Below are 25,638 nucleotides of genomic sequence, written 5' to 3' on the forward strand. Positions count from 1 at the left end.
CCAATCGCTTGGGCTGACTGGGTGATTGGTGGGGTCTATCGGGGGAGCTCTTGGTGTACATACCCGCTCCACCGTGCTACTTGCGGCCATCGTGGTTAACGGGGCGCCTAAGATCAAGATCAAAAGCAGATCAAGAGCACGGCGGCCTGAAAGCCGACCTGAGTGTTAGAAGCAAGGGCAAGGTCAAGGTCCAGAGCGAAAGCAGAACTGCTTTTATGTGGGAGCGGGCTTGCTCGCGAAAAACCTGAGGACGACGCGTTGAATCAGGATGCCAGCGTCATCGTTAACGACCTTCGCGAGCAAGCCCGCTCCCACATTTGAACCGTGCCCGCTTTTGCTTTTGATTTTGCTTCACCACACTCAAGCCGGCCGGTAGGCCGCTGTGTTCTTGATCTGCTTTTGATCTTGATCTTAGGCGCCCCGTTAAACCACGCTGGCCGAACGCAGGTAGTACGGAGCGGGTAAACCGGCAGGACGCCGGTTTAGCCGCGACGGGGCAGGGACGCCCCGTCGCGGCGGCCCGCGCAGTAATACCGGAGAGAGGGCACACCGAGCCCAAGCGAGGTGCCGAGTGGTGGGGCAAGAGCGTTTTGCTTACTTTTGCGCTGTTCAAAAGTGAGCCGCTGTAAGAGCGGAACCCTAAGTGGCCGTTACCGCAGCAACGGATATACCCCCCCAAAACGCAGCCCATTGGCCAAACCAGTCAACCAAGTTGAAAGCTTTGACCATTGCCCGCCCACCGCTCTAGAGCGACTATTTCACCGGTCTACGTACCCATCCTGAAAACAAAAAAACACACAGGGATTTGAAGCGATGCGTGATTACTCGGCTGCCACCACCCAGTTCAACTACCAGCACACCGTCGACACCGCCTTGTCGGGCAACCTAGAGACGCTGAACGCCTGCGTCGAATGCTGCGACCGCCACGCATTGCCCGGCCGCATCGCACTGTTCTGGGAAGGCAAGGACGGCCGCAGCGCCACCTCCACCTTCACCCAATTACAAGACCAGGCCGCACGCTTCGCCAACTTCCTGCTGGCCCAGGGCGTCAAACGCGCAGACAAGGTAGCAGGCCTCCTGCCCCGCACCGCCGAGCTGCTGGTGGTAGTGCTCGCCACCTGGCGCATCGGCGCGGTGTATCAGCCCTTGTTCACCGCCTTTGGCCCCAAGGCCATCGAACACCGCCTGAACAGCTCCGGCGCAGCGCTGGTGGTGACTGACGCCGTAAACCGCCCCAAGCTCAATGAAGTAGCCGACTGCCCAACCATCGTTACCGTCGCCGGCCCCAACGGTGAAGGCATCGTGCGTGGCGATTTCAGCTTCTGGGCCGAGCTGCCCAACTATTCCAATGTCTGCGAACCCGTATTGCTGGGCGCCGAAGACCCGTTCCTGCTGATGTTCACCTCCGGCACCACCGGCCCGTCGAAATCCCTGGCAGTACCCCTCAAGGCGATCGTCGCGTTCCAGAGCTACACCCGCGACGCCGTAGACCTGCGCCCCGAAGACGCATTCTGGAACGTCGCCGATCCGGGCTGGGCCTACGGCATCTATTTCGGCGTGACCGGCCCGCTGTCCATGGGCCACCCGATCACCTTCTACGACGGCCCGTTCACCCTCGAAAGCACCTGCCGCGTCATCAACAAATACGGCATCACCAACCTCACGGGCTCGCCCACGGCCTACCGCTTGCTGATTGCCGGCGGCGAGCAGTTCGCCAAGTCGATCAAAGGCAAGCTGCGCATTGTCAGCAGCGCCGGCGAGCCGTTGAACCCGGAAGTGATCCGCTGGTTCGCCGACAACCTCGGCGTGACCATCCATGACCACTACGGCCAGACCGAATTGGGCATGGTGCTGTGCAACCACCACGGCCTGGAACACCCGGTGCATATTGGCTCCGCCGGGTTTGCCTCGCCGGGCCATCGCATCGTGGTATTGGACGACAACCATCAGGAACTGCCCGCCGGCCAGCCGGGCATCCTCGCCATCGACCGCGAACAATCGCCGATGTGTTGGTTCGCCGGTTACGACGGCGTCAAGACCAAAGCCTTCGTCGGCAAGTACTACCTCAGCGGCGATACCGTGGAGCTGAACCCCGACGGCAGCATCAGCTTTGTCGGGCGCAGCGATGATGTGATCACCACCTCCGGCTACCGGGTCGGGCCGTTCGATGTGGAAAGCGCCTTGATCGAGCACCCGGCGGTCGTGGAAGCCGCGGTGGTGGGCAAGCCCTGCCCGGAACGCACCGAGATCGTCAAAGCCTTTGTGGTGCTCAGCGAGCAGTACCGCGCCGAGCCAGCCCTGGCCGAGGAGCTGCGCCAGCATGTGCGCAAGCGCCTGGCCGCGCACTCGTACCCACGGGAAATCGAATTTGTCAGCGAGCTGCCCAAGACCCCGAGCGGCAAGCTGCAACGCTTCATTTTGCGTAATCAGGAAATTGCCAAGGTCCAGGCGGCCACGGCGTAATCCCTCTTTCAAGGAAACAGTGATGCAGATTGAGAACAAGGTTTTTCTGGTCAGTGGCGGCGCTTCAGGCCTCGGTGCGGCAACGGCCGAGATGCTCGTAGCGGCGGGTGCCAAGGTGATGCTGGTGGACCTGAACGCCGACGCAGTCGCCGCGCAGGCGAAAAAACTCGGCGGGCAGGCGCGCAGCGTGGTCGCGGATATCAGCCAGGAAGCCGCCGCCGAAGCGGCGGTGCAGGCTACCGTTGCTGCCTTTGGTGGTTTGCACGGGCTGGTCAACTGCGCCGGTGTGGTGCGTGGCGAGAAAATCCTTGGCAAGAATGGCCCTCATGTTCTGGCCAACTTCGCCCAGGTGATCAACGTCAACCTGATCGGCAGTTTCAACCTGCTGCGCCTGGCAGCCGCGGCCATCGCTGAAACCGAGGCGAATGCCGATGGCGAGCGCGGCGTGATCATCAACACCGCCTCGGTGGCAGCCTTTGACGGCCAGATCGGTCAGGCGGCGTATGCCGCGTCCAAAGGCGCGATCGCCAGCCTGACTCTGCCTGCCGCCCGTGAACTGGCGCGCTACGGGATTCGGGTGATGACCATCGCTCCCGGCATTTTCGAAACACCGATGATGGCCGGCATGACCCCTGAAGTGCGCGAGTCGCTGGCCGCTGGCGTTCCATTCCCGCCTCGCCTGGGCAAGCCAAGTGAGTACGCCGCGCTGGTGCGGCATATCATTGAAAACAGCATGCTCAACGGCGAGGTGATCCGTCTCGACGGTGCCTTGCGCATGGCGGCTAAATAAGGAGATTTTGCATGACTGATCCAATCGTAATTGTCAGCGCGGTACGTACCCCTATGGGCGGGTTCCAGGGCGATCTCAAAGGCCTGACCGCACCACAGCTGGGTGCTGCGGCGATTCGTGCGGCCGTCGAGCGTGCCGGTATCGCCACCGATGCCGTGGATGAAGTGCTGTTCGGTTGCGTGCTGCCCGCCGGTCTCGGCCAGGCGCCTGCGCGCCAGGCTGCCCTGGGTGCTGGCCTGGACAAATCGACCCGCTGCACCACCCTCAACAAAATGTGCGGCTCAGGCATGGAAGCCACCATCCTGGCCCATGACTCGTTGCTGGCGGGCAGCGTTGATGTCGTCATCGCCGGTGGCATGGAGAGCATGTCCAACGCCCCATACCTGCTGGATCGCGCCCGCAGCGGTTACCGCATGGGCCACGGCCGGGTGCTCGACCACATGTTCCTCGACGGCCTCGAGGACGCCTACGACAAGGGCCGCCTGATGGGCACCTTTGCCGAAGACTGCGCCGAGCACAACGGCTTTTCCCGTGAGGCTCAGGACGCGTTCGCCATTGCTTCCCTGATCCGCGCGCAACAGGCGATCACCGACGGTAACTTCATCGCCGAAATCGTGCCGGTGCAGGTGACGGTGGGCAAGGAACAGAAAACCATCACCCACGACGAGCAGCCACCCAAAGCCAAGCTCGACAAGATCGCCACGCTCAAGCCTGCCTTCCGCGAAGGCGGCACCGTGACGGCAGCCAACTCCAGCTCGATTTCTGACGGTGCGGCAGCGCTGCTGCTGATGCGCGAATCTGAAGCCCACAAGCGCGGGCTCAAGCCGCTGGCGGTGATCCATGGCCACGCAGCCTTTGCCGATGAGCCGGGCCTGTTCCCGGTAGCGCCGGTAGGTGCGATCCGCAAGCTGATGAGCAAGACCGGCTGGAACCTCGATGAGGTCGACCTGTTTGAGATCAACGAAGCCTTTGCCGTGGTCAGCCTGGTAACCATGAGCAAGCTGGAAATCCCCCACAGCAAGGTCAATATCCACGGCGGCGCCTGCGCTCTGGGCCATCCGATTGGCGCGTCCGGCGCGCGGATCCTGGTGACCCTGCTTTCGGCCCTGCGCCAGAAAGGCCTCAAGCGCGGCGTTGCGGCGATCTGCATCGGCGGCGGTGAAGCCACGGCCATGGCCGTTGAATGCCTGTACTAAGGAACATCTATGCTCCCGAATGACGAACAACTGCAAATCAGCGAAGCCGCCCGGCAATTTGCCCAGGAACGCCTCAAGCCGTTCGCCGCCGAGTGGGACCGCGAGCATCGCTTTCCCAAGGAAGCCATCGGTGAAATGGCCGAGCTGGGCTTTTTCGGCATGCTGGTCCCGGAAGAATGGGGCGGTTGCGACACCGGCTACCTGGCCTACGCCATGGCCCTGGAAGAAATCGCCGCCGGCGACGGCGCCTGCTCAACCATCATGAGCGTGCACAACTCCGTGGGCTGCGTGCCGATCCTCAAGTTCGGCAACGATCAACAGAGAGAACAGTTCCTTAAACCCCTGGCCAGCGGCGCAATGCTCGGCGCGTTTGCCTTGACCGAGCCCCAGGCCGGTTCCGACGCCAGCGGCCTGAAAACCCGTGCCCGGCTGGAGGGCGATCACTATGTGTTAAATGGCTGCAAACAGTTCATCACCTCCGGGCAAAACGCCGGGATCGTGATTGTGTTTGCGGTCACCGACCCGGCCGCCGGCAAGCGCGGCATCAGCGCGTTTATCGTGCCCACCGATTCGCCGGGCTACAGCGTGGCGCGGGTCGAGGACAAGCTCGGCCAGCACGCCTCCGACACCTGCCAGATCCTGTTTGAAGACCTGAAAGTGCCGGTGGCCAACCGTTTGGGCGAGGAGGGCGAAGGTTACCGGATCGCCCTGGCCAACCTCGAAGGCGGGCGCGTCGGCATTGCCTCGCAAGCGGTGGGCATGGCGCGGGCGGCGTTTGAAGCGGCCCGGGATTACGCCCGTGAGCGGGAAAGCTTCGGTAAACCGATCATCGAGCACCAGGCCGCGGCCTTCCGCCTGGCAGATATGGCCACGCAAATCGCCGTCGCCCGGCAGATGGTGCATTACGCTGCCGCCCTGCGTGACAGTGGCAAGCCGGCGCTGGTGGAAGCGTCCATGGCCAAGCTGTTTGCTTCGGAAATGGCCGAAAAGGTCTGTTCGCAAGCATTGCAAACCCTCGGCGGTTACGGTTACCTGAGCGACTTTCCACTGGAGCGGATCTACCGCGATGTACGGGTCTGCCAGATTTACGAAGGCACCAGCGATATTCAACGCATGGTCATCTCACGCAATCTCTGAGGAGCACATATGAGTTACGAAACCATTTTGCTGGACGTCCAGGGCCGGGTCGGGCTGATCACCCTCAATCGCCCGCAAGCGCTGAACGCCTTGAACGCGCAGTTGGTCAGTGAGCTGAACCAGGCACTGGACAGCCTGGAAGCCAACCCGGAAATCGGCTGCATCGTGCTCACTGGCTCGAAAAAAGCCTTTGCCGCCGGTGCCGACATCAAGGAAATGGCTGAGCTGACCTACCCGCAAATCTATCTGGACGACCTGTTCAGCGACAGCGACCGCGTGGCTAACCGCCGCAAGCCGATCATCGCGGCGGTCAACGGCTTCGCCCTGGGCGGCGGTTGTGAGCTGGCCTTGATGTGCGACTTCATCCTGGCCGGTGACAACGCCAAGTTTGGCCAGCCGGAAATCAACCTCGGCGTGCTGCCGGGCATGGGCGGCACCCAGCGCCTTACCCGTGCCGTGGGCAAGGCCAAGGCCATGGAAATGTGCCTGACCGGGCGGTTTATCGATGCCGTGGAAGCGGAGCGCTGCGGGATTGTCGCGCGGATAGTGCCGGCGGATGAGCTGCTGGACGAAGCCTTGAAAGTCGCGACCCTGATCGCCAGCAAATCGGTGCCCATCAGCATGATGGTCAAGGAAAGCGTCAACCGCGCGTTTGAAGTGAGCCTGTCTGAAGGCGTGCGCTTTGAGCGCCGAGTGTTCCATGCGGCGTTTGCCACACTGGATCAGAAGGAAGGCATGGCGGCGTTTGTAGCCAAGCGCGCGCCGGAGTTCAAGGACAAATAACCCGGCACCTCAATATGCTGGAGATCTAAATGTGGGAGCGGGCTTGCTCGCGAAAGCGGAGTATCAGTCGCTGAATCTATCGACTGATCCAACGCTTTCGCGAGCAAGCCCGCTCCCACAATTAGTTTTGCGCTGTGCCAGTTATAGTTCGTAGTTCTTAAGCTCTCGAGCAATCACCATCCGCTGAATCTCGCTGGTGCCCTCGTAAATCTGGGTAATCCGCGCATCCCGGTAGTAACGCTCCACCGGGTAATCCTCCAGATAGCCGTAACCCCCATGAATCTGCATCGCCGACGAGCACACCTTCTCGGCCATTTCCGAGGCAAACAGCTTGGCCTGGGAGGCTTCCGACAGACACGGTTTGCCTGCGCTGCGCAGCCTGGCGGCATGCAGGATCAACAAGCGCGCGGCATTCAGGCGGGTTTGCATGTCGGCCAGCAGGTTGGCCACGCTCTGGTGCTCAATGATCGCCTTGTCGAACTGCACCCGGTCTCGGGCATAGGCCAGCGCCGCTTCAAACGCGGCACGGGCGATCCCCAGTGCCTGGGCGGCAATCCCGATGCGGCCGCCTTCCAGGTTGGACAGGGCGATGGCCAGGCCTTTACCGCGCTCACCCAGCAGGTTGGCTTCTGGCACCGTGCATTGGTTGAGGGTGACGGCGCAGGTGTCCGAGGCACGAATGCCCATTTTGTGTTCGGTACGGTCCACCACGAATCCCGGGGTGTTGGTAGGAACGAGGAAGGCCGAGATGCCTTTTTTGCCCAGGTCCGGGTCGGTCACCGCAAACACGATCGCCAGTTTGGCGCGCTTGCCGTTACTGACAAATTGCTTGGCGCCGTTGATCACCCACTGGCCGTCGCGCAGTTCGGCACGGGTGCGCAGGTTGTGCGCTTCGGAACCGGCCTGGGGTTCGGTCAGGCAGAAGCAGCCGATGGCTTGGCCGCTGGCCAGTTCAGCCAGCCAGGTTTCCTTTTGTGCTTGTGAGCCGTAGTTGAGGATTGGCCCGCAACCTACTGAATTATGGATACTCATCAGCGCGCCGGTAGCGCCGTCACCGGCAGAAATCTCTTCCACCGCCAAGGCGTAGGCCACGTAGTCGACGTAGGTGCCGCCCCATTCCTCGGGTACGACCATACCCAGCAGCCCCAGCTCGCCCATCTTGGCGACGAGGGCGTCGTCGATCCAGCCGGCTTTTTCCCAGGCCTGGGCATGGGGTGCAATTTCACCACGGGCAAAGTCCCGAGCCATGTCGCGAATCATGACTTGTTCTTCAGTGTATTCAATGTCTTGCATGATTTAGTTCCCGTTCTGCGCGAAGTCGTGGAAGAAGCTCTCGACATGGGCGGCGTCCAGCGCCTGCAGCGTCGGAGGGTTCCAGCGAGGGGTTTTGTCCTTGTCGATCAGCAGGGCGCGCACGCCTTCGATCAGGTCACCACGGGCGAACCATTGGCGGTCCAGGTGCAGTTCCAGGGCAAAGCACTGCTCCAGCGGCAAGTGGCGCCCGCGGCGCAGCATTTGCAGGGTCACGGCCATGGCCAGGGGCGAGCGGGTTTGCATCAGGCTGGCGGTGGTCAATGCCCAGTCATGGCTGTCGGCAACGGTGACTTGCTGCAACTGCTCGACGATGCTCGCCACATCCGGCAAGGCAAAGAAGTGGTCGATGGCCGGGCGCAGGGCTATCAGTGGCGCGTCGGGCAATTGCTGCACCGCCATGCTCGCCAGCAGACCTTGCAGGTCCTTGAGCGGTGTTTCGTGCCATTCCAGGCGGTCGAGTTGGTGGTCGAGGTCGGCGACTCTGGCGCTGTCGAGGTACCAGTCTGCAAGCCCGCAGTACAGGGCGTCGGCCGCGCGAATCTGCACGCCGGTCACGCCGAGGTAGATCCCCAGTTCCCCGGGAATACGCGGCAGGAAATAGCTGCCGCCCACGTCAGGGAAATAACCGATGGCCACTTCCGGCATCGCCAGGCGGCTGCGCTCGGTGACCACGCGCAGGTCGGCGCCTTGCACCAGGCCCATGCCGCCGCCCAGGACAAAGCCGTCCATCAGCGCCAGGACCGGCTTGCGGTAATTATGAATGGCCAGGTCGAGGGCGTATTCCTCGATGAAGAAGTCTTCGTGGAGTGTGTCGCCGTTCTTGAAGCTGTCGTACAGCGAGCGAATGTCACCGCCGGCGCAGAAGGCTTTTTCACCGGCACCGCGCAACACCACGGCATGTACGTTGGGATCGTCCGCCCACGCCTGCAACTGCCGGCTGAGGCTACGGACCATGTCCAGGGTAATGGCATTCAGGCCGGCGGGGCGATTGAGGGTCAGGTGGCCTATGTGGTTGCGTACGTGCGCCAGGACCTCGTCTTGCACAATCCCGGCGCTGCTTGCCTCGGATGAAACCTGAGCAGTCATCTCTAACTCCCTGCTTTTATTGTTCTTTATCAAGATGTTCGCGGGCGAACCTTCTCGCGATCCTACCAGTGCAAATTTGCCCAGTACAAGTCGGAATCATGCAGGTCGTTTTTGCATTTTTGCCTTAGGGACCGCGCTGGCCCTAGCGCTGGAAAACTGCGCCGATGGCACGTCGCCGGGCATACCGTTCGCTGGCCTGGATCAGTTCTTCCAGCTCCTGTGGGGTTACGTCCAGGAACTGCTCGCGCTCGGCCAGTGCCAGCTTCAGGTCTTCGGCGCTGATGCCGGGGTTTTCGACGGCCGTTGGCATGAAGCTCGGCGCAGCGGGTTCACTTGTTCCCTTGGGATAACGCGTGCGCGTGGCGTTATTGTAGGCCAGGGCGCACGCCAACATGACGGCGGCCCCCAGCATGACCGCGCCCATTTCCTGCCAGCCGAGGGCGATCGAGGCGGGATCAGCCAGTACCAGGCTCATGGCCAGCCCACCCGCAGGTGGATGCAGGCAGCGCAGCCAGCAGATCAGGATGACGGTCATCCCGGCCGCCAGGCACGCGCTGCCTAACGTACGTCCCAACACCCGCGCAACCAGCAGTGCGACGACTCCGGCACACAGGTAGCTGCCAATGATCGACCAGGGTTGGGCCAGCGCACCCGAAGACACGGCAAACAGCAGCACCGCCGATGCCCCCAGCGGGCCTATCAGGTGCAAGGCCACCTCCATCCCAAACACCTGGGCACACACCCAGACACTGAACATTGTGCCCAGGGCCATGCCGATGGCGGCACGACTCCACTCGGCGGGGCGGGTATTAATGGCAGCGGGTAACCAGCGAGCGAGCATTTACAGGCGATCCATAAAAAACGGGCGAAAAAAAAGGCTTGCCTGGTTTCCCGGAAAAGCCCTTCAAAAGTTCCTGCATTTGGGGGAGGAACCTGCGCAGTGTGCCAACCGAACAAAGTTGCCGCCAATGCATATTAATGCGGGTCAAGTGCAGTATTTTTGCAGTTAAATCGCCTTTAGCCAAAGGGTATCAGGCGGGTTGGGGGCGGCAGGGGGCTGCTGATTTTGCCCAGCACCCGATCATTGGTTTCCTCATTGATGAGCAGGTTCTGTACGTTTTCCCGCAGGGAGGGGTCGTTGGCCAGCGGGCCTTTGAGCACTACCAGCGCATCGCGCAGTTCCATCAGCCGGTCGAGTTTTGGTAGTGGGATGTAACCCACATTCACCTGTTCGCGGGATAAAGGTGCTGCGGATTCGGATAAGGGGGAGCCTGCCGGAAAAGAGGGGACGGACAATCGATGGTCGGACACGGAGCATTCCTCTAAATGAAATAAACGGCAGGATGATGTGCTGTTTAAAACTTACTTATTGTTATTCCAGCTCTTTTTAAATAGGCGCAGTGCGGTGGATGTTTTTTTGTTGAGGTTCCTGCAAGAGACACAGGAGGGCCCTGCACCGAGCCTTTGGTACGCCTGAAAATACTTGGAAGGTATTAAATAATTAACTCACTAGGCAGGCGAGTCTACAGTCGGGGACTTGGAGCGGGAAGGGGGGTTGCATCGGTAGTTGCGGATAGATGCGTAGGATCTTTCTCGATAGTTACTATCCGGAAAGTTTCGAAGTTGAACGGATAAAGAAGTTTCTTACATGCACTTGGATATATAACTACGGACAGTACTGGCGCGGGATAAGCGGTCTGCGCCGCTTATCCCATTGCCCGGTATCAAGGTTGTGCGGTTTTGGTCAAGTGCAGCAGCACATAGGGGTTCTTGTCGAACTGGCCGGTCAGCACCGGTTCCAGTGAGCGAAAACGCGGGTCGCTCAAGCCTTCATAGTCCGCCTGGCTCATGATCAGCCAGGCAGGGGCCTGGATCGGTGCCAGCTCGGCAGGCAACTGGGTAAACAGCGGTACCCGGTCGCAGTCGAGGTTGACCATGAACTTGATGGCTTTCGCGTCCTTGCCCAGCGCGTGCAGCACCAGTGGCGCGCGTTCTTTCAGGATCAGCGCCTGGGCCTGCAGGGTAAAGGTGCGCGTGTCATACAGGCGGCGCTCCAACGGCTCGACCATCACGATATAGGCCAGCCACACCGCCAGTACCGCGGCGAAGGCCGGGCCCAGGTAGCGCAGGCGCCGGTTGAACAGCAACCCGAGGGTAAGCGTCTGGATGCCTATCAGGATGCCGAACACCGGATTGAGGCTGCCGATCTGCTCAGGGAAGCGATGACGCGCCACGAACAAGCCTGCGATCAGCAGCCCCGGAATGACCGTCCAAAGCGCGAGCATCAGCCAGCGCAGCCCGGCGAACAGTTTGCCGCGTGACACCTGGAACGGATACGCGGCGATGATCGCCGCCATCGGCAGCATCGGCAGCACATAGCGGGCTTTCTTCGCCTGGGGCACCGACAAGCCGATCATCACGATCAGGCCCGCTGCCAGGCAGTACAGCACCAGTTTCAGCGCCGGGCCCTTGTCTTCGCGGCCACCGGCAACAATCGCAATCAGCGCCAGTATTGCCAGTGGAAAGGCAGGTGCGTAATTGCCCATCGAGCTGGTGAAGTAATACAGCTTGCTGCTAGAGCCTTCGGTACCGTCCATGCGGCCGAGGAACTGCATGCGGATCACGTCCTGCATGAACGTTTCACCGCCGCTGAGCTTGGCCAGCAGCAACAGAAGGCCGATACACGCGGCCAGCAACGCCAGCGCCAACAGGCCAAAGCTGAACAACTGCCGCCATTGGCGATTGATCAGGTAATAGCTGCAGAGCATGCCGGTGGGAATCACCAGGCCAATCGGCCCACGGATCGCGAACCCCAGGATCAGCAGCAGGAACAGCCAGTGCAGACGTTTGCCGGCACCGAAGTGGTCATGGGCATAACCCAGGTAAAACACTGCCAGGGCCACGGCGGCCAGCATCTGGTCCAGCGACACCGCACGGGTTTCGCTGATGAAGGTACTGCTGAGCAGCATTACAGCGATGCTCAGCAGCGCCCAGCGCAGGGAGTAGGGCGCCGTCAGCCGGTAGATCAGCACCACGACCAGCGCCGAAGCGATGGCCGTCGGCAGCCAGGCCGTGAGGCTGGTCACCTGCCCCAAAGGCAACGACAGCAGCCAGGTCAGCAGCGTCGAGGTGGCCAGGTAATCGGCGTAAGGTTGCCCGTACGTCGTCGGGAAGAACCCCGGCCCATGGCGCAGCATCTCCTGGGCGAACAGCACGAAGCGCGAGTCAAAACCGATGATTGCCTGGTTCCAGTTGCCTGCGATAAACAGGACCAGTGCCAGCAGCCCCAGCACCCATGAGTGTCGGCGGATCGTCGGGCTGAGCAGGGGCGGATGAACTTTGTCCACGTCTTAGGCTTCCTCGGCCTGAGGCACCCAGTTTTGCTGGGGGATCGGCAAGCTGCAGGAATCGCCGCGGCCCATCGGGAAGTACTGGATGCCCTTGCGCGCCAGGCGTTCGCCGTCGTACAGGTTGCGGCCGTCGAAGATCACCGGGGTTTTCAGGCGTTGTTGGATCAAGTCGAAGTCCGGTGCCTTGAACTGCTGCCATTCGGTGCAAATGATCAAGGCGTCGGAGCCGCTCAAGGTCGATTCCGGGGTGCCCATCAGCATCAGGCGCGGGTCATCGCCGTAGATACGCTGGGTTTCCTGCATGGCTTCCGGGTCAAACGCACGCACATTGGCGCCGGCGGCCCACAAGGCTTCCATCAGCACCCGGCTTGGCGCATCGCGCATGTCGTCGGTGTTGGGCTTGAACGCCAGGCCCCACAAGGCGAAGGTCTTGCCCTTGAGGTTGCCCTTGAAGAACGCATTGGCGCGTTCGAACAGTTTGCTCTTCTGGCGCTGGTTGATGGCTTCCACGGCTTCCAGCAGGTCGCTGGAGCAATTGGCGGCCTTGGCGCTGTGGATCAGGGCGCGCATGTCTTTGGGGAAGCACGAACCGCCATAACCGCAGCCCGGGTAGATGAAGTGGTAACCGATACGCGAGTCGGCACCAATGCCCAGGCGCACGGCTTCGATGTCGGCACCCAGGTGTTCGGCCAATTCGGCGATCTGGTTGATAAAGCTGATCTTGGTGGCCAGCATGCAGTTGGCGGCGTACTTGGTCAGTTCGGCGCTGCGCAGGTCCATGAAGATAATGCGGTCGTGGTTGCGGTTGAACGGCGCGTACAGCTCACGCATCACGTCACGCACTTCTTCACGCTCGCAGCCGATGACGATGCGGTCGGGGCGGCGGCAGTCGGCGACGGCCGAGCCTTCCTTGAGGAATTCCGGGTTGGAGACGATATCGAATTCCAGATGGCGGCCTGCCAGGTGCAGGGCCTTTTCCATGTGGGCGCGCAAGGTGTCACCGGTGCCGACGGGCACGGTGGATTTTTCCACCAGGATCACCGGCTGTACCCGGTGACGGGCCACGGCATCGCCTACGGACAATACGTATTTCAGGTCGGCCGAGCCGTCTTCATCCGAAGGCGTGCCCACGGCGATAAATAGCACTTCGCCGTGTTCGACAGCCAGTTTTTCGTCATAGGTAAACGTCAGGCGTCCGCCTTCGAGGTTCTCCTTGACCATCGCTGCCAGGCCCGGCTCGAAAATGCTCACGTGGCCCTGTTGCAGCAACTTGACCTTGTTCTCGTCAACGTCCATGCAGATGACATCGTGACCGACTTCGGCCAATACGGTGGCCTGCACCAGACCGACGTAACCACTACCAAATACACTGATTTTCATGGGGCATTCCTGGGACTTGTGGTGCTAGCACGACGAGAGTTGATAGTCAGGACTCCGAGGATGACCAAGGCCACTCCCGCAGTTTTTGAAAGCGAAAAATGTTCGTTGAACACCGGCAGGCTGGCGGCCAGCAGGTACACCAGCGCGTAGCTGATGCTGAGCAGCGAGTAGGCGCGCCCCAGCGGCAGGTCTTTCAGCGCGCCGAGCCAGCAGAGCATCGACAGGGCATAGGCGATAATCGCGAGGATCACCACGCCCAGTGCGCCGAGGTCGATGGCGCCACTGTTAAAGGCTGCCAGCCATTCGGTAGGCAGCGGCAGGCGCGTCATACTCCAGCGCATGCCCAACTGGGCACCGCTCACCAGCGCAACACTGCCCAGGGCCAGGGCAAAACCGCGAGCGCGACTCATACCTGACGCCCCAGCAGTACCACACCGGCAATCACCATCAGCACGCCGAACCAGTGGCGGCCATCGATGTGTTCGTGGAACACAAAGCGCGCGACCAGCGTGACCAGTACAAAATTCAGGCTGAGCATCGGGTAGGCGATGCCGACTTCCAGGCGTTGCAGCACCAGCAGCCACACCAGCAAACCCAGGCCCAGGCACACCAGCGCCGACCACAGCCACGGCGAGCGCAGCTTGAGGGCCCAGCCGTCGGGCTGGTCACGCCAGCCTTCCACGGCAAACTTCTGGGACACCTGGCCCATGCAGGTCAGCAAACAGGCGGATAACAACAGCAGCAGCGTGGTCATGGCGCACTCTGCGGGAAGATCAAAATCACGATATTGCCTTGCTCGTAGCGCTTGCCGTCTTTAGGCAGCAGGTCCACTTCCTGGCGCTCGTCGTCACCCTTGACGCGCATCACCACACCCACCGAACCTTGTTTGCGCGCATCGTTCATCCATTGCTCGACATGGGCGGCATCGATTTTGCGGTAGGCGGTGTCCGGGAAGGCGATGCCGTATTTCACTTCGCCAACGGTGTTGTAAAGCATCACTTCAGGGCGTTGCAGGCGCCAGGACAAGGCCGATGCGGCACCCAGGTCGTTACTCAGCAACGCGCTGGTGGGCTGCAGTTCCTGGAGGTGATCGATGATGAACTGGTCCGGGGTCTTGTTATAAACCACCGAGTGCGGCAACGCGGCCGGTACCAGCGCCACCAGCAACCAGCTGCCAATCACCGGCGCGGCCCACATATGCAGTGGGCGGGCGGCTTGCAGCAGGTTGGCGATGATCCAGCCGAACAAGAATACGAACACCAGCACCAGGCTTAAGGTTTCCTGGCCGTGCTCATACACTGGCTTCTTCAATTGGAACCAGGTCAGGGCCAACAGCCCCAGCACACCGATGATCAGGTTCAGCCAGCCGTTGATGCGCAGTACGCGGCCACGGGCCTGGGCCAGCTTGTCGGCCAGGGTATGACCCATCAGCAACGCCAGGGGCAGCAGGCACGGCATGATGTATGACGGCAGCTTGCCCTTAGCCAGGCTGAAAAACGCCAGCGGCATCAGCAGCCACAGCAGCAGGAAGGCTATTTTGGCGCCGCGCTTTTCCAGCCACGCCTGTTTCACGGTGGACGGCAGCAACGCCATCCACGGCAGGCTGAACGCGACCAGCAGTGGCAGGTAGTACCAGAACGGCTCGGCGTGTTGCGCATCGTCGCCGGCAAAGCGCTGGATGTGCTCGTGCCAGAAGAAGAAGTTCCAGTAATCCGGCTCCTGGGCATGCACCATCAGCGCCCAGGGCAGGCTCACGAGAATCGCCACCACCACGGCCACCAGGCCATAGGTGAGCAGCTCACGGATGCGTTTTTGCCAGACCATGTAGGGCAGGGCGATCAGCACCGGCAGCAACCAGGCGAGAAAGCCCTTGGTCATGAAGCCCATACCGCAGGCGAACCCGAGCAAGGCCCACGACCACAGGCGGCCACGGGTTGTAGTGCTGTCGAAGCAGAACCACAGCGCAGCCCCGGTCAGGTTGACCCAGAAGGTGAACTGCGGGTCGAGGTTGGCGTAGCCCGCCAAGAACGCCACGCTGACGAAACTCATGTACAGCACGGCGCTGACCAGGCTCTTGCGCGGGTCGTTCCACAAACGCCGGGCCACGACGTACACCAGCAGGATGCTCAGGCCGGTGCTCAAGGCAGAAGCAAAACGCACACCGAACAGGTTCTGGCCAAAGATCGCCTGGCCCAGCGCGATCATCCAGTACCCGGCCGCAGGTTTTTCGAAGTAGCGAATCCCCATGAAGTGCGGCGAGGCCCATTTGCCGGTCAGCAGCATTTCCTGGCTGATCTGCGCATAGCGGGTCTCGTCGGGAATCCACAGCCCGTGGGTGGCCAACGGGATCAGGTAGAACACCCCGAAAGCCAGCAAGAGCAGGGGCAGGGCCCAGCGCCGGATCATGCCTTTTGCACTCCGAGCCAGCCTTCACGGCCGCTCAGTACACCGCGCACCAGTTGTTGCTGGGGCAGGGTGGTCACGTCGGCGGGCAACAGGTCGCCCAACGGTTTGAACTCGATGCCGCGCTGCCCTGCCTGGGCGAGCAACTGGCGAAAATCATTGGCCATCAGAATCCCTTCTACTTCTGCGTGGATCGTATAAACGTTGAGCTTCGACGGCTTGAAGCGGTCGAGGATGTACGCATTGAAATCCTTGGCGGCCACCACCGGGCCCACGACTTCGTCGAAGGTCGGCATGTCCACCGGAATTTGTGGCGTGCCGGCACTGCCATCCGCCAGGGTTGGCCGGAACAGGCAGGTACCACGGCAATCGCTGTTGTAACGGAAGTTGAACTGTTGCTTGGCTTGCACCACACGCTCATCGGCACGCCAGCCGGCAGCGGCTGAACAGTCGATGCGCTCACCGAGGATGTCGCTCAGGGTGTCGACGCCACGGCGGATCTGCTCGATCAGCTGTGCGTCGCTCCAGCTTCCGGTGTTGGCTTGCCAGCCGTGGTGATCCCAGGCGTGCAGGCCGACTTCATGCCCGGCAGCCTTGGCCTGGCGCATCAGATGCCCCAGGTCGCGGCCGATGGGTTTGCCCGGCCAGGCAGTGCCGGCGAGCAAAATGTCCCAGCCGTACAAACCGGCAGCATTGGAGCGCAGCATCTTCCACAAAAATTGCGGGCGGATCAGGCGCCACAAGTGGCGCCCCATGTTGTCCGGCCCGACGCTGAAGAAGAAGGTCGCCTTGACCCCGGCTTCATCAAGCGACTCCAACAACCTTGGCACCCCTTCACGGGTGCCTCGGTAGGTGTCGACGTCGATGCGTAGACCCGCCTGCATTAGCGCTTGTCCGCGATTTCGAGCATGGCTTCACGCAGGAAGAAATCCAGGGTGTTGCCGATGGTTTCACTCATCTCAACGGTTGGCTCCCAGTTCAGCAGGCGCTTGGCGTTGTCGATGCTTGGCTTGCGGTGTGCCACGTCCTGGTAACCAGTGCCGTAGAACGCCTTGCTCTCTACGTCGCGGAAACCGGCGAACGGAGGGAAGTTGGCACGCAGCGGGTGAGCTTCGAACTGACGCAGCAGTTCTTCGCCCAGCTGACGGATGCTGGCTTCGTTTTCCGGGTTGCCGATGTTGATGATCTGACCGTTGCAGTTATCGTTGTCGTTATCAATGATGCGGGCCAGGGCTTCGATGCCGTCGGCGATGTCAGTGAAGCAACGCTTCTGCTCGCCACCGTCGAACAGGCGGATTGGCGTACCTTCCACCAGGTTCAGGATCAGTTGGGTGATGGCGCGCGAACTGCCGATACGGGCCGAGTCCAGGCGGTCGAGGCGCGGGCCCATCCAGTTGAATGGACGGAACAGGGTGAACTTCAGGCCTTTGTCGCCGTAAGCCCAGATCACGCGGTCCAGCAGTTGCTTGGAGACCGAGTAGATCCAGCGCTGCTTGTTGACCGGGCCCACCACCAGGTTGGAGGTGTCTTCGTCGAAGTACTGGTCCTGGCACATGCCATACACTTCGGAGGTCGACGGGAAGATCACGCGCTTGTTGTACTTCACGCAGTAGCGAACCAGTTTCAGGTTCTCTTCGAAGTCCAGTTCAAATACGCGCAGCGGGTTGCGGGTGTATTCGATCGGGGTGGCGATGGCCACCAGCGGCAGGACCACGTCGCACTTCTTGATGTGGTACTCGATCCACTCGGAGTGAATGCTGATGTCGCCTTCCACGTAGTGGAAGTTCGGGTGGCTGCGCAGGCGCTCGATCGCGTCGGAGCCAATGTCCAGGCCGTAGATTTCGTAACGGTCGTCACGCAGCAGGCGCTCGGACAGGTGGTTACCGATAAAACCGTTCACACCCAGGATCAGTACGCGGGTACGGCGTGGCTTGCGGCCAGACTCGGCGCCGCGCAGTACGGAACCGTCCACCAGGCCCAGTTCATCAGCCAGGGACGGGCCAGCCAGGTACAGGCCGTTTTCGTTGCGCTGGCCGAACTTGACCACCAGGGAGTCTTCAGCGCAAGCGATGCGCAGCGGGTTGACGCTGATCACGCGGCCTGGGGCCAGGCCTTCGTTGCCCTTGACGACTTCAGCGCTCCAGACGATCAGCTTGTGCTCGCCTACGGCGCAGAAGGCGCCCGGGTACGGCTGGGTAACGGCACGCACCAGGTTGAACAGCTCTTCAGCCGGTTTTTTCCAGTCCAGCTTGCCGTCCGCTGCGGTACGACGACCGAAGTAAGTGGCTTTGCTTTCGTCTTGTGCGGTTTCAGTCAGCTTGCCTTGCGCCAATTGCGGCAGGGCGTCGCGCAGCAGGTTGGTGGCCGCTTCACGCAGTTTGGCGTGCAGGGTCAGGCCGGTGTCGGTGCGGTCGATCACGACTTTCTGCTGGGCCAGGATCGCGCCAGCGTCGGCACGCTTGACCATGCGGTGCAGGGTCACGCCGGTTTCGGTTTCGCCGTTGACCAGCACCCAGTTGGCGGGAGCGCGGCCACGGTATTGCGGCAGCAGGGAGCCGTGCAGGTTGAACGCGCCTTTTTTGGCGGTGGCCAGCAGGGCTTCGCTCAGCAGGTTGCGGTAGTAGAACGAGAAGATGTAGTCCGGGTTCAGCTTGGCGATGCGCTCGATCCACAGCGGGTGGTTGGCGTCTTCCGGAGCGTGCACCGGGATGCCGTTACGGGCGCACAGTTGCGCGACGGAACCGTAGAAATTGTTTTCCTTGGGGTCATCGGCATGGGTGAACACGGCAGCAATTTCGTAACCCGCATTGAGCAGGGCTTCGATGCCTGCACAGCCAATATCGTGGTAAGCGAAGACAACAGCTTTTGAATTCATGACGAAACCTGATCAGAAGGAGAAGTAGAGGTATGGGAGGAGGTCAGGCCGTCAACCGTGAAGGTTTCAGCCGGTGCTGCCGGTTGGTTGCGCAGCACTTTTTCAATAAAGAACCGTGGGCGGGCCCGCACATCGCTGTACATGCGGCCCAGGTATTCACCCAATAGGCCCATGCCGATGAACTGGCCACCGGTAAACACGAACAGTACGGCGAACAGCACGAACATGCCGTCGCCAGCCCAACCGGAGCCGAAGGCCAGGCGCAACACGATCAATGCGATCGCAAACAGCATGCCCAAGGCCGCCAGGCTGAAGCCGACGATGCTCAACAGGCGCAATGGCGTGGTGGTCATGCAGGTCAGCAGGTCGAACATCAGGCTGATCAGGCGCATCGGGCTGTATTTGGACTCGCCGTGTTCACGCTCGGCGTGATGCACCAGGATTTCCGTGGTGTGGCGCGCAAAGCTGTTGGCCAGGATCGGGATAAAGGTGCTGCGCTCGCGGCAGGCCAGCATTGCGTCGACGATGGTGCGGCGGTAAGCGCGCAGCATGCAGCCGTAGTCGCTCATGGCCACGCCGGTGGAGCGTTGCACGGCGAGGTTGATCAGGCGCGACGGCCAGCGGCGGAAGGCCGAGTCCTGGCGGTTGTTACGCACGGTGGCAACTACGTCGTAGCCCAGGGCGGCCTGTTCGACCAGGCGCGGGATTTCTTCCGGCGGGTTTTGCAGGTCGGCGTCCAGGGTAATCACCACGTCGCCGCGGCAATGCTCGAAGCCGGCCATGATCGCGGCGTGCTGGCCGTAGTTGCGGTTGAGGATCACCGCGACCACGTTGCTGCCTTCGAGCGCGGCGGCGTCTTCCAGCAATTGCGCAGAGTTGTCGCGGCTGCCGTCGTCCACCAGGACGATTTCGTATTCATAAGCCAACTGTTTGCAGGCGGCCATGGTGCGGCGGAGCAATTCAGGCAGGCTTTCTTGTTCGTTGTAGACCGGGATAACGATCGACACGCAATGAATAGGGTAGGGTTTCAAAGATTCATTACCTCGGGGGTTAGAGCAACTTGGAGCGTAAAGACAGCAGGTATCGATGGCCTCGGATGACGCACATCCGATCAAGGATAACGTTGATTTATGGCATTCTTTCGGCAGTCCTGACAGGTCACAGTGGGTCTTCCATGGCTTACGTGAGTAAAGACCAAAATGCTCAAAGGTAAAGCGGAATCAACGAGTTAACCTGCAAAATACAGTTCGGCCTCAAGTGGTGCCGCCAAGATTAAGCGCAAAAATGTATAACGAATATGAAACGGAGATGAAAAAGTCGTTTTTTTGGCAGGTAGACAGCTAGGGTTCAGGTAAACAGCAGGAACACGCACAACGCCGTCTTCGCCGAGCGTGGCTGGGGAGTAACCTTTTCCCACGCACTAGATCATTCCTTAAGAATCTTCTCTGCAATGCCGTGCAAGTGCCGGTAAAGTAAGCCATCTCTTGCCAGGGCAGTCGGATGAATAGCGTGCAGCGTTTACGGCCAATGTTGATGGTGTTGTTGATGACGGTGGCCTGGGCCATAAGTGTGCAGGCCGATGACGGTGTGGCACTGACGGCTGTCGACCAGTTGCCCGATGGCGTAGAAGTGCGGGGTAAACAGGTCGGCGCCTACACGTGGAGCGATAAACAGGGCAAGAACCTGTTGGTGCTGGCCGAGCAGGTCAGCGAGCGCGACGACGACGGCGCGCAGTCGGCCTTTGTGTACGCTGCCCAGTACCTGATCGACGGTGACCGGCCCGAGCGGCTGTGGATGCTCTACGACGATGTGCAGCATTGCGAATTCGATGCCGGCGCGCACTTCAACGCCGACGCCACCAGGGTCACCGACCTGCTGGGCGATGGTATCAGCCAGGTCACGGTAGGCTATGGCCGCACCTGCACCAGCGATGTCAGCCCCAATGATTTCAAGCTGATCATGCACGTCGGCAAGTCGCAGAAGTACCGCCTGCGCGGCATCGACCGCTATGGCGCCAGTTGGTGGGATGAAGACGCCGGCGCGCTGCAAGGCATGCCGTTGCCCAAGGATTGCAGCATTGCAGCCCAGCAGGCGCTGGGCAGCCAGTTCAAGGAGCAGGGCACCGAGTTGCCGCTTCCCGGCTGTTATGGCGACGAAGAGGACTTTGCCAAGGCGCCCAAACCGTACCTGGACTTCATGCGCCAGCACTGGTTTGCCTTGATGCAGAAGCAGGACACCGACTGGAGCCAGCAGCAGACGCCAGCCCCGGCAGAAGACGATCAGGAATAGCCCCATGGGTTGACCTGCGCTAGACTCGGCGCTTGCCAATTCACTAAATATGTCCACTAAACAGATGGTTAGTCGACGTATTTAATCCAAAGGCTGATCTACCTTGACTGAGTCTACCCGCAACCCGCTGACCCTCTACCTCACCCGCCTGGCGCCCTCCAGCCAGTTGACCATGCGCTACGTGCTGCAAGACGCCGCCGATCGCCTGGGCTTTGAAGACATCAACCTCGAAGACATCGACTGGCACCTGCTGCAACCCGAGCAGGTCATGGCCCTGGTGGCGGTGCTGCGTGAAGACGGTTATGCGCCGAACACCTCGTCGCTGTACGTCAACGCGGTGCGCGGGGTGATGAACGAAGCCTGGCGCATGAGCCTGATCAGCCAGGATCACCTGCTGAAGATGCGTTCGGTCAAGGCCATGGCCGGCACGCGGCTGAGCCAGGGCCGCAACCTGCGGCGCACGCTGATTCGTGAGTTGATGGACGTGTGCGCCGCTGACCCGCGGCCCCAGGGCCTGCGGGATTCGGCGGTGATCGGGATCCTGTACGGCTCGGGCATGCGCAAGTCGGAGTCGGTGAACATCGAGTTGGGTCACGTCAACTTTGACGAGCGCAGCCTGCAGGTCACCGGCAAGGGCAACAAACAACTGATCAAGTACGCACCGGCCTGGGCGTTTGCCAAGCTGGACGCGTGGCTGGAGTTTCGCCGCAGTCAGCTGAAACCGGGTGAGCAGGACGACACCTTCCTGTTCAACCGCATTCGCCGAGGCAGCCATATCACCCGGGAACGCATCACCAAACACGCGATTTACTACATCGCACGCCAGCGTGGCGAACAGGTCGGCGTGAAGATCATGCCCCATGATTTCCGGCGTTCGTTTATCACCCGGGTGATTGAAGAATACGACTTGTCCATCGCCCAGAAACTGGCGCACCACACCAATATCCAGACCACCGCCAATTACGATGTGCGCGACGACAATGAGCGGCGCCGGGCGGTGGATCGCTTTGACCTGTAGGGCCGCCTGTAACCTGGGCGGTCAACTGCCTTGAACTCTGCCCGGCACCTGCGCTCGCAATACTAGGGCGCGGGTTTTGCCGCGTGCCGTGTTCATTCAGTCAAGGGAGCAGACCATGGATACCTACAACATCAACAAGACTGGCACCGGTTGGGCACTGACCAAGCAGGGCTCGGCACGGCCGTCGAAAACGGCGGAGACCAAAGAGGCGATCGTTGAGCTGGCCAAGGAGTTTCTCAGCGATAAAACCGCGTCGTTGCGGATTCACAGCATGGATGGGCGGATCCAGGAAGAAAGAACCTACCCCCACAAGGCTGACCCGACTCGGTCTCCAGGTTAACCGAGTAACAAATGTGGGGCTTAGAGAATCGGCTTGCCCTTGGGCGTTGCACATTCCGTCCAGGCGCTGTGGGAAGGATAAGGTGCGCAACCTGTCAGCCGTGCTGGCAGGCATCACCCAGGCGCATATAGTCCAGCTCATGGCGCACCCCATGGCTATCGACGTAGACCATATGTCCCTTGACCGGACCGCACTCGGTGGATGACTCGGTGCTGACGCGCACCACCTTGGCGATATCCAGGTCCTGGGAATAGTCGTACACGTCGCTGGCAGGTGCGGTGGCACTCACGGCAGGCGCTGGGGTTTCGCCCTGGGCGACGGCGAGTGTGCTGAACAGGCCCAGCACGGCGATAAGCAGGTAACGCATGAGAACCTCCGACACCACGACGGTGGTGGCTTGACTGTGGGGTTCATTCTACAAAGCGCTTGCCGCGGGGATGAACGCCTGCGGGCCAATAGAAGACATCAGCCAAATCGATGGCGTGGTTTGTTTGGCTGCGCGTGATGTTTGAGGTCAGCGTCGGTTCCATACGATTCAAGAAATCGTAAGGGGGCGGTTGATTGTGCGCAAAAGCTCGAAAGTCCCGGAGACCAGGGTAGAGCAGGGGCCCGATTGCGAGGTGTGGCCACCGTGCGAGTAAGCGTCAGCTAACGGGACCTGCCCAAAGCTGCTATGACGCGGTGCCTGCCAGGTGCGGTGGCAAACGGTTGAGCGTCCACCATGCAGTGAAGAGTGCGGCCAGCGCGCTGATGGCGATACCGATCAACATCGGCGCCGGTGTGTGGTCGGCAAACACACCTACCACCGCCATGCACACGGCGGCGGTTATCATCTGGATCGCGCCCAGCAGCGCTGATGCAGAACCTGCCACCGCGCCGTGATCTTCCAGCGATAACACCCCGGCTGCTGGCAATAGCAGGCCGAGGAAACCAAAGCCGATAAACAGCAGCGTCATCATCAACGGCAAGCTGTTGCCCCACAGCGTGGTGAGTGCCAGCAAGGACATGACTGTTGCCACGCCCAGCACCGACCAGCGAATCAGCGGCGCCAGGCCGAAGCGTGCGCTCAGGCGTGCGGTCAGTTGGCTGAGGGCGAAAAACGACGCAGCGTTGAGGGCGAAGCACAGGCTGAATTGGGTCGGCGTAAGCCCGTAATACTCGATGTAAACGAACGGCGCGCTGCCGATAAATACGAAGAATGTCGCCAAGCCAAAACCGCCCACCACCGACAACCCGGTAAATACCGGATCGCGCAGCAATGCGCCGTAGCTGCCGAACGCATTGCCCAGGGTTTTGCCCAGGCGCCGTTCGGCGGGATGGGTTTCCGGCAGTTGCACGGCAGTCATGATCAGGCACAGCACCGCGGCCACGGCCAGCACCAAAAACACTTCACGCCAGCTCCACACCGCGATGATCAGGCTGCCAGCCAACGGCGCCAGGATCGGTGAAATACTCACCACCAGCATCAGCAGCGCCATCAGCCGTGCGGCTTCATGGCCGGTGTACAAGTCACGGACAATCGCCCGGGGAATTACCATCCCGGCGCAGGCGCCAAACGCCTGCAACGCCCGGAAGCCAATCAGTACCTCAATGGAGGGGGCGAGGGCGCAACCAATGCTGCCCACGATGAAAATCACCAGGCCGGCATAAATCGGCGGCTTGCGACCGAACACGTCGCTGATCGGGCCGTAGAACAACTGGCACACACCGATGATCAAGAAGAACACCGTCAGGCTCATTTGCACCGCGGCAGGCGATGCATGCAGGCTGGCGCCCAGCGTCGGCAAGGCCGGCAGGTAGATGTCGATGGCAAACGGGCCGACGGCGGTGATCAAGCCCAGCAGCAGGGCGAGGTGGGCGATGCTTCGAGACATGGAGGTTCCGGACGGCGATAAAAAAGAGGGGCCAGCTTAGTGATCGCCCCCGGTGCATACAAGCCGGTGTTTACAGACTCGCTACACACTTATGGGGCGCGGAGTGTCGCGGGCAATCCATGACGGCACCGTTAAGTAATAAGTTATTGATTTAACTCAACTAAATGGATATTTAGTCGAGTTAAACCAGATGAGTCGGAACGCTCGGTATGTCAGGGGCGAGCAGGGTGTGAGTGCTTTGGACGCTTTTACAGGGGCCGAGCCTTACGCTTGCGTCACTTTTTCGATCAGCGCCCTATGTTCGGGAAACTGCGCGGTGAGCTTTTGCCGGTTGCTCATTTCCATATCTGCGTAATCAAACCCCGGTGAAACCGCTTCACTGATCAGGCCATAACCCGAAGCCCCATTCATAAGCCGCGAAGCTTTCCAGATGCCACCGGGCACATGCAGCTGTAAAAGCTGGCCGTTACTCACGTCGCTGCCCATCACAACGGTTTGCAGGGTGCCATCTGGAAAAATAAGGTTGTACTCAAGCGCATCGCCCAGGTGGTAGTAATGCACGATATCGGAGTGGTTTAGATGAAAGTAGCCAATAGGCGAATCTTGGGTCAGCAGATAATAAATGGACGACATCAAATGACGTTGACCACCATGCTCGGTTTCGGCCGGGACTTGCCGACCGGATTGAAAGGTTCTGCGGTAGTAACCGCCTTCCTCGTGTTCCTCCAAGCCGAGCGCCGCGATCAGGTCCGGGGCATTCTGCAGGCTACGTTTCATTCCATTTCCCTTGCGTGATGATGCTCAATAGCTGACTTAGTTTCCCCCGGCGATCTGGCGCGGGTGCCGTCTGGAGTATTCAGCAATTTGTAGAGAGACGTTACCGCGATGAACTTCAGATTCGTAACGGCGTTTATCTAGCGAGTAATGGCCAGAGCACTGGGTGAAAAGTGGCAGCAGAGAGACCCTGGACGCGCATAGAGAATTACGCATAATGTATATTATGTTAAATGATGTATCTACGCTTCAATCAAACGGTGAGCAACCATGTGGCGATAATCACAAAATGATAATTAATCAATTTAAAAATCGTACCGTAGAATCAGGAGCTTACGCTCGTTTCCTAATGGCTCGGCATCGACACGTTAAGTCATTGAGATGAAAATCAGATCTGTCACTCGTTCCTAGACATATACCAATGATGACTGCTCTTCTTACATGTCTCCTGAAAATGAGGAAAATCAAGGGGTTGCCAGTTTTTTAGAGCAACAACATTCCAAATAAGTAGGTTAAAAATCGCTATGAAACAATGACATACGCAGATCCGAGGTATTTAAAAATAA

The 25,638-nt window shown here is 60.4% G+C and carries 23 protein-coding genes; 8 read left to right on the plus strand and 15 right to left on the minus strand.

The window, feature by feature from the left end; genetic code table 11:
• Positions 1-813: 813 nt before the first annotated feature.
• Genes CEC48_RS10960 through CEC48_RS10980 form a run of 5 tightly spaced genes read left to right on the plus strand, consistent with a single transcriptional unit; the run spans position 814 to position 6,369 of the window.
• A complete protein-coding gene (locus CEC48_RS10960) occupies positions 814-2,463 on the plus strand; it encodes an AMP-binding protein (RefSeq protein WP_088423753.1) in 1,650 nt (549 codons plus the stop codon).
• 22 nt (positions 2,464-2,485) lie between these two features.
• Entirely contained in the window at positions 2,486-3,253 is a 768-nt protein-coding gene (locus CEC48_RS10965; protein ID WP_088423754.1) for an SDR family NAD(P)-dependent oxidoreductase, read from the plus strand.
• Between the two features lie 11 nt (positions 3,254-3,264).
• Complete coding sequence (locus tag CEC48_RS10970; RefSeq protein WP_088423755.1) at positions 3,265-4,449, plus strand: acetyl-CoA C-acyltransferase; 1,185 nt, start codon at positions 3,265-3,267, stop codon at positions 4,447-4,449.
• A 9-nt stretch (positions 4,450-4,458) separates the two neighbouring features.
• On the plus strand, positions 4,459-5,586 hold the full coding sequence (locus tag CEC48_RS10975; RefSeq protein ID WP_088423756.1) for an acyl-CoA dehydrogenase: 1,128 nt from the start codon (positions 4,459-4,461) through the stop codon (positions 5,584-5,586).
• Positions 5,587-5,595: 9 nt separating this feature from the next.
• A complete protein-coding gene (locus tag CEC48_RS10980; RefSeq protein WP_010171088.1) occupies positions 5,596-6,369 on the plus strand; it encodes an enoyl-CoA hydratase in 774 nt (257 codons plus the stop codon).
• A 141-nt stretch (positions 6,370-6,510) separates the two neighbouring features.
• Here CEC48_RS10980 and CEC48_RS10985 read toward each other — a convergent pair whose 3' ends face one another.
• The 12 genes from CEC48_RS10985 to arnC all read right to left on the minus strand — a co-directional run bounded on the left by CEC48_RS10985 (position 6,511) and on the right by arnC (position 19,808).
• Entirely contained in the window at positions 6,511-7,662 is a 1,152-nt protein-coding gene (locus CEC48_RS10985) for an acyl-CoA dehydrogenase family protein (RefSeq protein ID WP_088423757.1), read from the minus strand.
• 3 nt (positions 7,663-7,665) lie between these two features.
• On the minus strand, positions 7,666-8,769 hold the full coding sequence (locus CEC48_RS10990; protein WP_088423758.1) for an enoyl-CoA hydratase/isomerase family protein: 1,104 nt from the start codon (positions 8,767-8,769) through the stop codon (positions 7,666-7,668).
• A gap of 142 nt (positions 8,770-8,911) precedes the next feature.
• On the minus strand, positions 8,912-9,610 hold the full coding sequence (locus CEC48_RS10995) for an HPP family protein (RefSeq protein ID WP_088423759.1): 699 nt from the start codon (positions 9,608-9,610) through the stop codon (positions 8,912-8,914).
• Positions 9,611-9,786: 176 nt separating this feature from the next.
• Positions 9,787-9,981 carry a type VI secretion system contractile sheath small subunit gene (locus CEC48_RS31540; RefSeq protein WP_256579698.1) on the minus strand — a complete coding sequence of 65 codons (195 nt, stop codon included), beginning with the start codon at positions 9,979-9,981 and terminating at the stop codon, positions 9,787-9,789.
• Positions 9,982-10,493: 512 nt separating this feature from the next.
• Positions 10,494-12,116: a glycosyltransferase family 39 protein gene (locus CEC48_RS11005; protein ID WP_088423760.1), complete on the minus strand. Its 1,623-nt coding sequence runs from the start codon at positions 12,114-12,116 to the stop codon at positions 10,494-10,496.
• A gap of 3 nt (positions 12,117-12,119) precedes the next feature.
• On the minus strand, positions 12,120-13,499 hold the full coding sequence (locus tag CEC48_RS11010) for a UDP-glucose/GDP-mannose dehydrogenase family protein (protein WP_088423761.1): 1,380 nt from the start codon (positions 13,497-13,499) through the stop codon (positions 12,120-12,122).
• Positions 13,496-13,909: a 4-amino-4-deoxy-L-arabinose-phosphoundecaprenol flippase subunit ArnF gene (gene arnF, locus CEC48_RS11015; protein ID WP_088423762.1), complete on the minus strand. Its 414-nt coding sequence runs from the start codon at positions 13,907-13,909 to the stop codon at positions 13,496-13,498. The genes CEC48_RS11010 and arnF overlap by 4 nt, the downstream gene beginning before the upstream one ends.
• A complete protein-coding gene (gene arnE / locus CEC48_RS11020; protein ID WP_088423763.1) occupies positions 13,906-14,253 on the minus strand; it encodes a 4-amino-4-deoxy-L-arabinose-phosphoundecaprenol flippase subunit ArnE in 348 nt (115 codons plus the stop codon). Before arnE ends, arnF begins: the two co-directional genes overlap by 4 nt.
• Complete coding sequence (gene arnT / locus CEC48_RS11025; RefSeq protein ID WP_088423764.1) at positions 14,250-15,905, minus strand: lipid IV(A) 4-amino-4-deoxy-L-arabinosyltransferase; 1,656 nt, start codon at positions 15,903-15,905, stop codon at positions 14,250-14,252. The genes arnE and arnT overlap by 4 nt, the downstream gene beginning before the upstream one ends.
• Entirely contained in the window at positions 15,902-16,786 is an 885-nt protein-coding gene (gene arnD / locus CEC48_RS11030; protein WP_088423765.1) for a 4-deoxy-4-formamido-L-arabinose-phosphoundecaprenol deformylase, read from the minus strand. The genes arnT and arnD overlap by 4 nt, the downstream gene beginning before the upstream one ends.
• Positions 16,786-18,777 carry a bifunctional UDP-4-amino-4-deoxy-L-arabinose formyltransferase/UDP-glucuronic acid oxidase ArnA gene (gene arnA / locus CEC48_RS11035; RefSeq protein WP_088423766.1) on the minus strand — a complete coding sequence of 664 codons (1,992 nt, stop codon included), beginning with the start codon at positions 18,775-18,777 and terminating at the stop codon, positions 16,786-16,788. Before arnA ends, arnD begins: the two co-directional genes overlap by 1 nt.
• Entirely contained in the window at positions 18,774-19,808 is a 1,035-nt protein-coding gene (gene arnC, locus CEC48_RS11040; protein WP_088423767.1) for an undecaprenyl-phosphate 4-deoxy-4-formamido-L-arabinose transferase, read from the minus strand. The genes arnA and arnC overlap by 4 nt, the downstream gene beginning before the upstream one ends.
• 469 nt (positions 19,809-20,277) lie before the next feature.
• Between arnC and CEC48_RS11045 the strand changes: the two genes are divergently transcribed.
• The 3 genes from CEC48_RS11045 to CEC48_RS11055 all read left to right on the plus strand — a co-directional run bounded on the left by CEC48_RS11045 (position 20,278) and on the right by CEC48_RS11055 (position 22,424).
• Positions 20,278-21,066, plus strand: a complete 789-nt coding sequence (locus CEC48_RS11045) for a M949_RS01915 family surface polysaccharide biosynthesis protein (RefSeq protein WP_088423768.1) — start codon at positions 20,278-20,280, stop codon at positions 21,064-21,066.
• Between the two features lie 103 nt (positions 21,067-21,169).
• Positions 21,170-22,084 carry a tyrosine recombinase XerC gene (xerC, locus tag CEC48_RS11050; protein ID WP_088423769.1) on the plus strand — a complete coding sequence of 305 codons (915 nt, stop codon included), beginning with the start codon at positions 21,170-21,172 and terminating at the stop codon, positions 22,082-22,084.
• A gap of 115 nt (positions 22,085-22,199) precedes the next feature.
• Complete coding sequence (locus CEC48_RS11055; RefSeq protein ID WP_088423770.1) at positions 22,200-22,424, plus strand: DUF2188 domain-containing protein; 225 nt, start codon at positions 22,200-22,202, stop codon at positions 22,422-22,424.
• A 94-nt stretch (positions 22,425-22,518) separates the two neighbouring features.
• Here CEC48_RS11055 and CEC48_RS11060 read toward each other — a convergent pair whose 3' ends face one another.
• The 3 genes from CEC48_RS11060 to CEC48_RS11070 all read right to left on the minus strand — a co-directional run bounded on the left by CEC48_RS11060 (position 22,519) and on the right by CEC48_RS11070 (position 25,075).
• Positions 22,519-22,791: a DUF2790 domain-containing protein gene (locus CEC48_RS11060; protein ID WP_088423771.1), complete on the minus strand. Its 273-nt coding sequence runs from the start codon at positions 22,789-22,791 to the stop codon at positions 22,519-22,521.
• Positions 22,792-23,095: 304 nt separating this feature from the next.
• On the minus strand, positions 23,096-24,298 hold the full coding sequence (locus CEC48_RS11065) for a multidrug effflux MFS transporter (protein ID WP_088423772.1): 1,203 nt from the start codon (positions 24,296-24,298) through the stop codon (positions 23,096-23,098).
• 264 nt (positions 24,299-24,562) lie between these two features.
• Complete coding sequence (locus CEC48_RS11070; protein WP_088423773.1) at positions 24,563-25,075, minus strand: cupin domain-containing protein; 513 nt, start codon at positions 25,073-25,075, stop codon at positions 24,563-24,565.
• Between the last annotated feature and the right edge of the window lie 563 nt (positions 25,076-25,638).

The sequence above is a fragment of the Pseudomonas sp. K2I15 genome, assembly GCF_002204795.1.
Lineage (GTDB): Bacteria > Pseudomonadota > Gammaproteobacteria > Pseudomonadales > Pseudomonadaceae > Aquipseudomonas.

What these genes read in the sequence shown, in the direction of transcription:
- CEC48_RS10965 (WP_088423754.1), top strand. Translation starts at nt 2,486, where the DNA reads ATGCAGATTGAGAACAAGGTTTTTCTGGTCAGTGGCGGCGCTTCAGGC.
- arnA (WP_088423766.1), bottom strand. Translation starts at nt 18,777, where the DNA reads ATGAATTCAAAAGCTGTTGTCTTCGCTTACCACGATATTGGCTGTGCA.
- CEC48_RS10970 (WP_088423755.1), top strand. Translation starts at nt 3,265, where the DNA reads ATGACTGATCCAATCGTAATTGTCAGCGCGGTACGTACCCCTATGGGC.
- CEC48_RS10990 (WP_088423758.1), bottom strand. Translation starts at nt 8,769, where the DNA reads ATGACTGCTCAGGTTTCATCCGAGGCAAGCAGCGCCGGGATTGTGCAA.
- CEC48_RS10985 (WP_088423757.1), bottom strand. Translation starts at nt 7,662, where the DNA reads ATGCAAGACATTGAATACACTGAAGAACAAGTCATGATTCGCGACATG.
- CEC48_RS10960 (WP_088423753.1), top strand. Translation starts at nt 814, where the DNA reads ATGCGTGATTACTCGGCTGCCACCACCCAGTTCAACTACCAGCACACC.
- CEC48_RS11060 (WP_088423771.1), bottom strand. Translation starts at nt 22,791, where the DNA reads ATGCGTTACCTGCTTATCGCCGTGCTGGGCCTGTTCAGCACACTCGCC.
- arnT (WP_088423764.1), bottom strand. Translation starts at nt 15,905, where the DNA reads ATGATCCGGCGCTGGGCCCTGCCCCTGCTCTTGCTGGCTTTCGGGGTG.
- CEC48_RS10975 (WP_088423756.1), top strand. Translation starts at nt 4,459, where the DNA reads ATGCTCCCGAATGACGAACAACTGCAAATCAGCGAAGCCGCCCGGCAA.
- CEC48_RS10995 (WP_088423759.1), bottom strand. Translation starts at nt 9,610, where the DNA reads ATGCTCGCTCGCTGGTTACCCGCTGCCATTAATACCCGCCCCGCCGAG.
- CEC48_RS10980 (WP_010171088.1), top strand. Translation starts at nt 5,596, where the DNA reads ATGAGTTACGAAACCATTTTGCTGGACGTCCAGGGCCGGGTCGGGCTG.
- CEC48_RS11045 (WP_088423768.1), top strand. Translation starts at nt 20,278, where the DNA reads ATGAATAGCGTGCAGCGTTTACGGCCAATGTTGATGGTGTTGTTGATG.
- arnF (WP_088423762.1), bottom strand. Translation starts at nt 13,909, where the DNA reads ATGAGTCGCGCTCGCGGTTTTGCCCTGGCCCTGGGCAGTGTTGCGCTG.
- CEC48_RS11065 (WP_088423772.1), bottom strand. Translation starts at nt 24,298, where the DNA reads ATGTCTCGAAGCATCGCCCACCTCGCCCTGCTGCTGGGCTTGATCACC.
- CEC48_RS11010 (WP_088423761.1), bottom strand. Translation starts at nt 13,499, where the DNA reads ATGAAAATCAGTGTATTTGGTAGTGGTTACGTCGGTCTGGTGCAGGCC.
- arnD (WP_088423765.1), bottom strand. Translation starts at nt 16,786, where the DNA reads ATGCAGGCGGGTCTACGCATCGACGTCGACACCTACCGAGGCACCCGT.
- CEC48_RS11070 (WP_088423773.1), bottom strand. Translation starts at nt 25,075, where the DNA reads ATGAAACGTAGCCTGCAGAATGCCCCGGACCTGATCGCGGCGCTCGGC.
- arnE (WP_088423763.1), bottom strand. Translation starts at nt 14,253, where the DNA reads ATGACCACGCTGCTGCTGTTGTTATCCGCCTGTTTGCTGACCTGCATG.
- CEC48_RS11055 (WP_088423770.1), top strand. Translation starts at nt 22,200, where the DNA reads ATGGATACCTACAACATCAACAAGACTGGCACCGGTTGGGCACTGACC.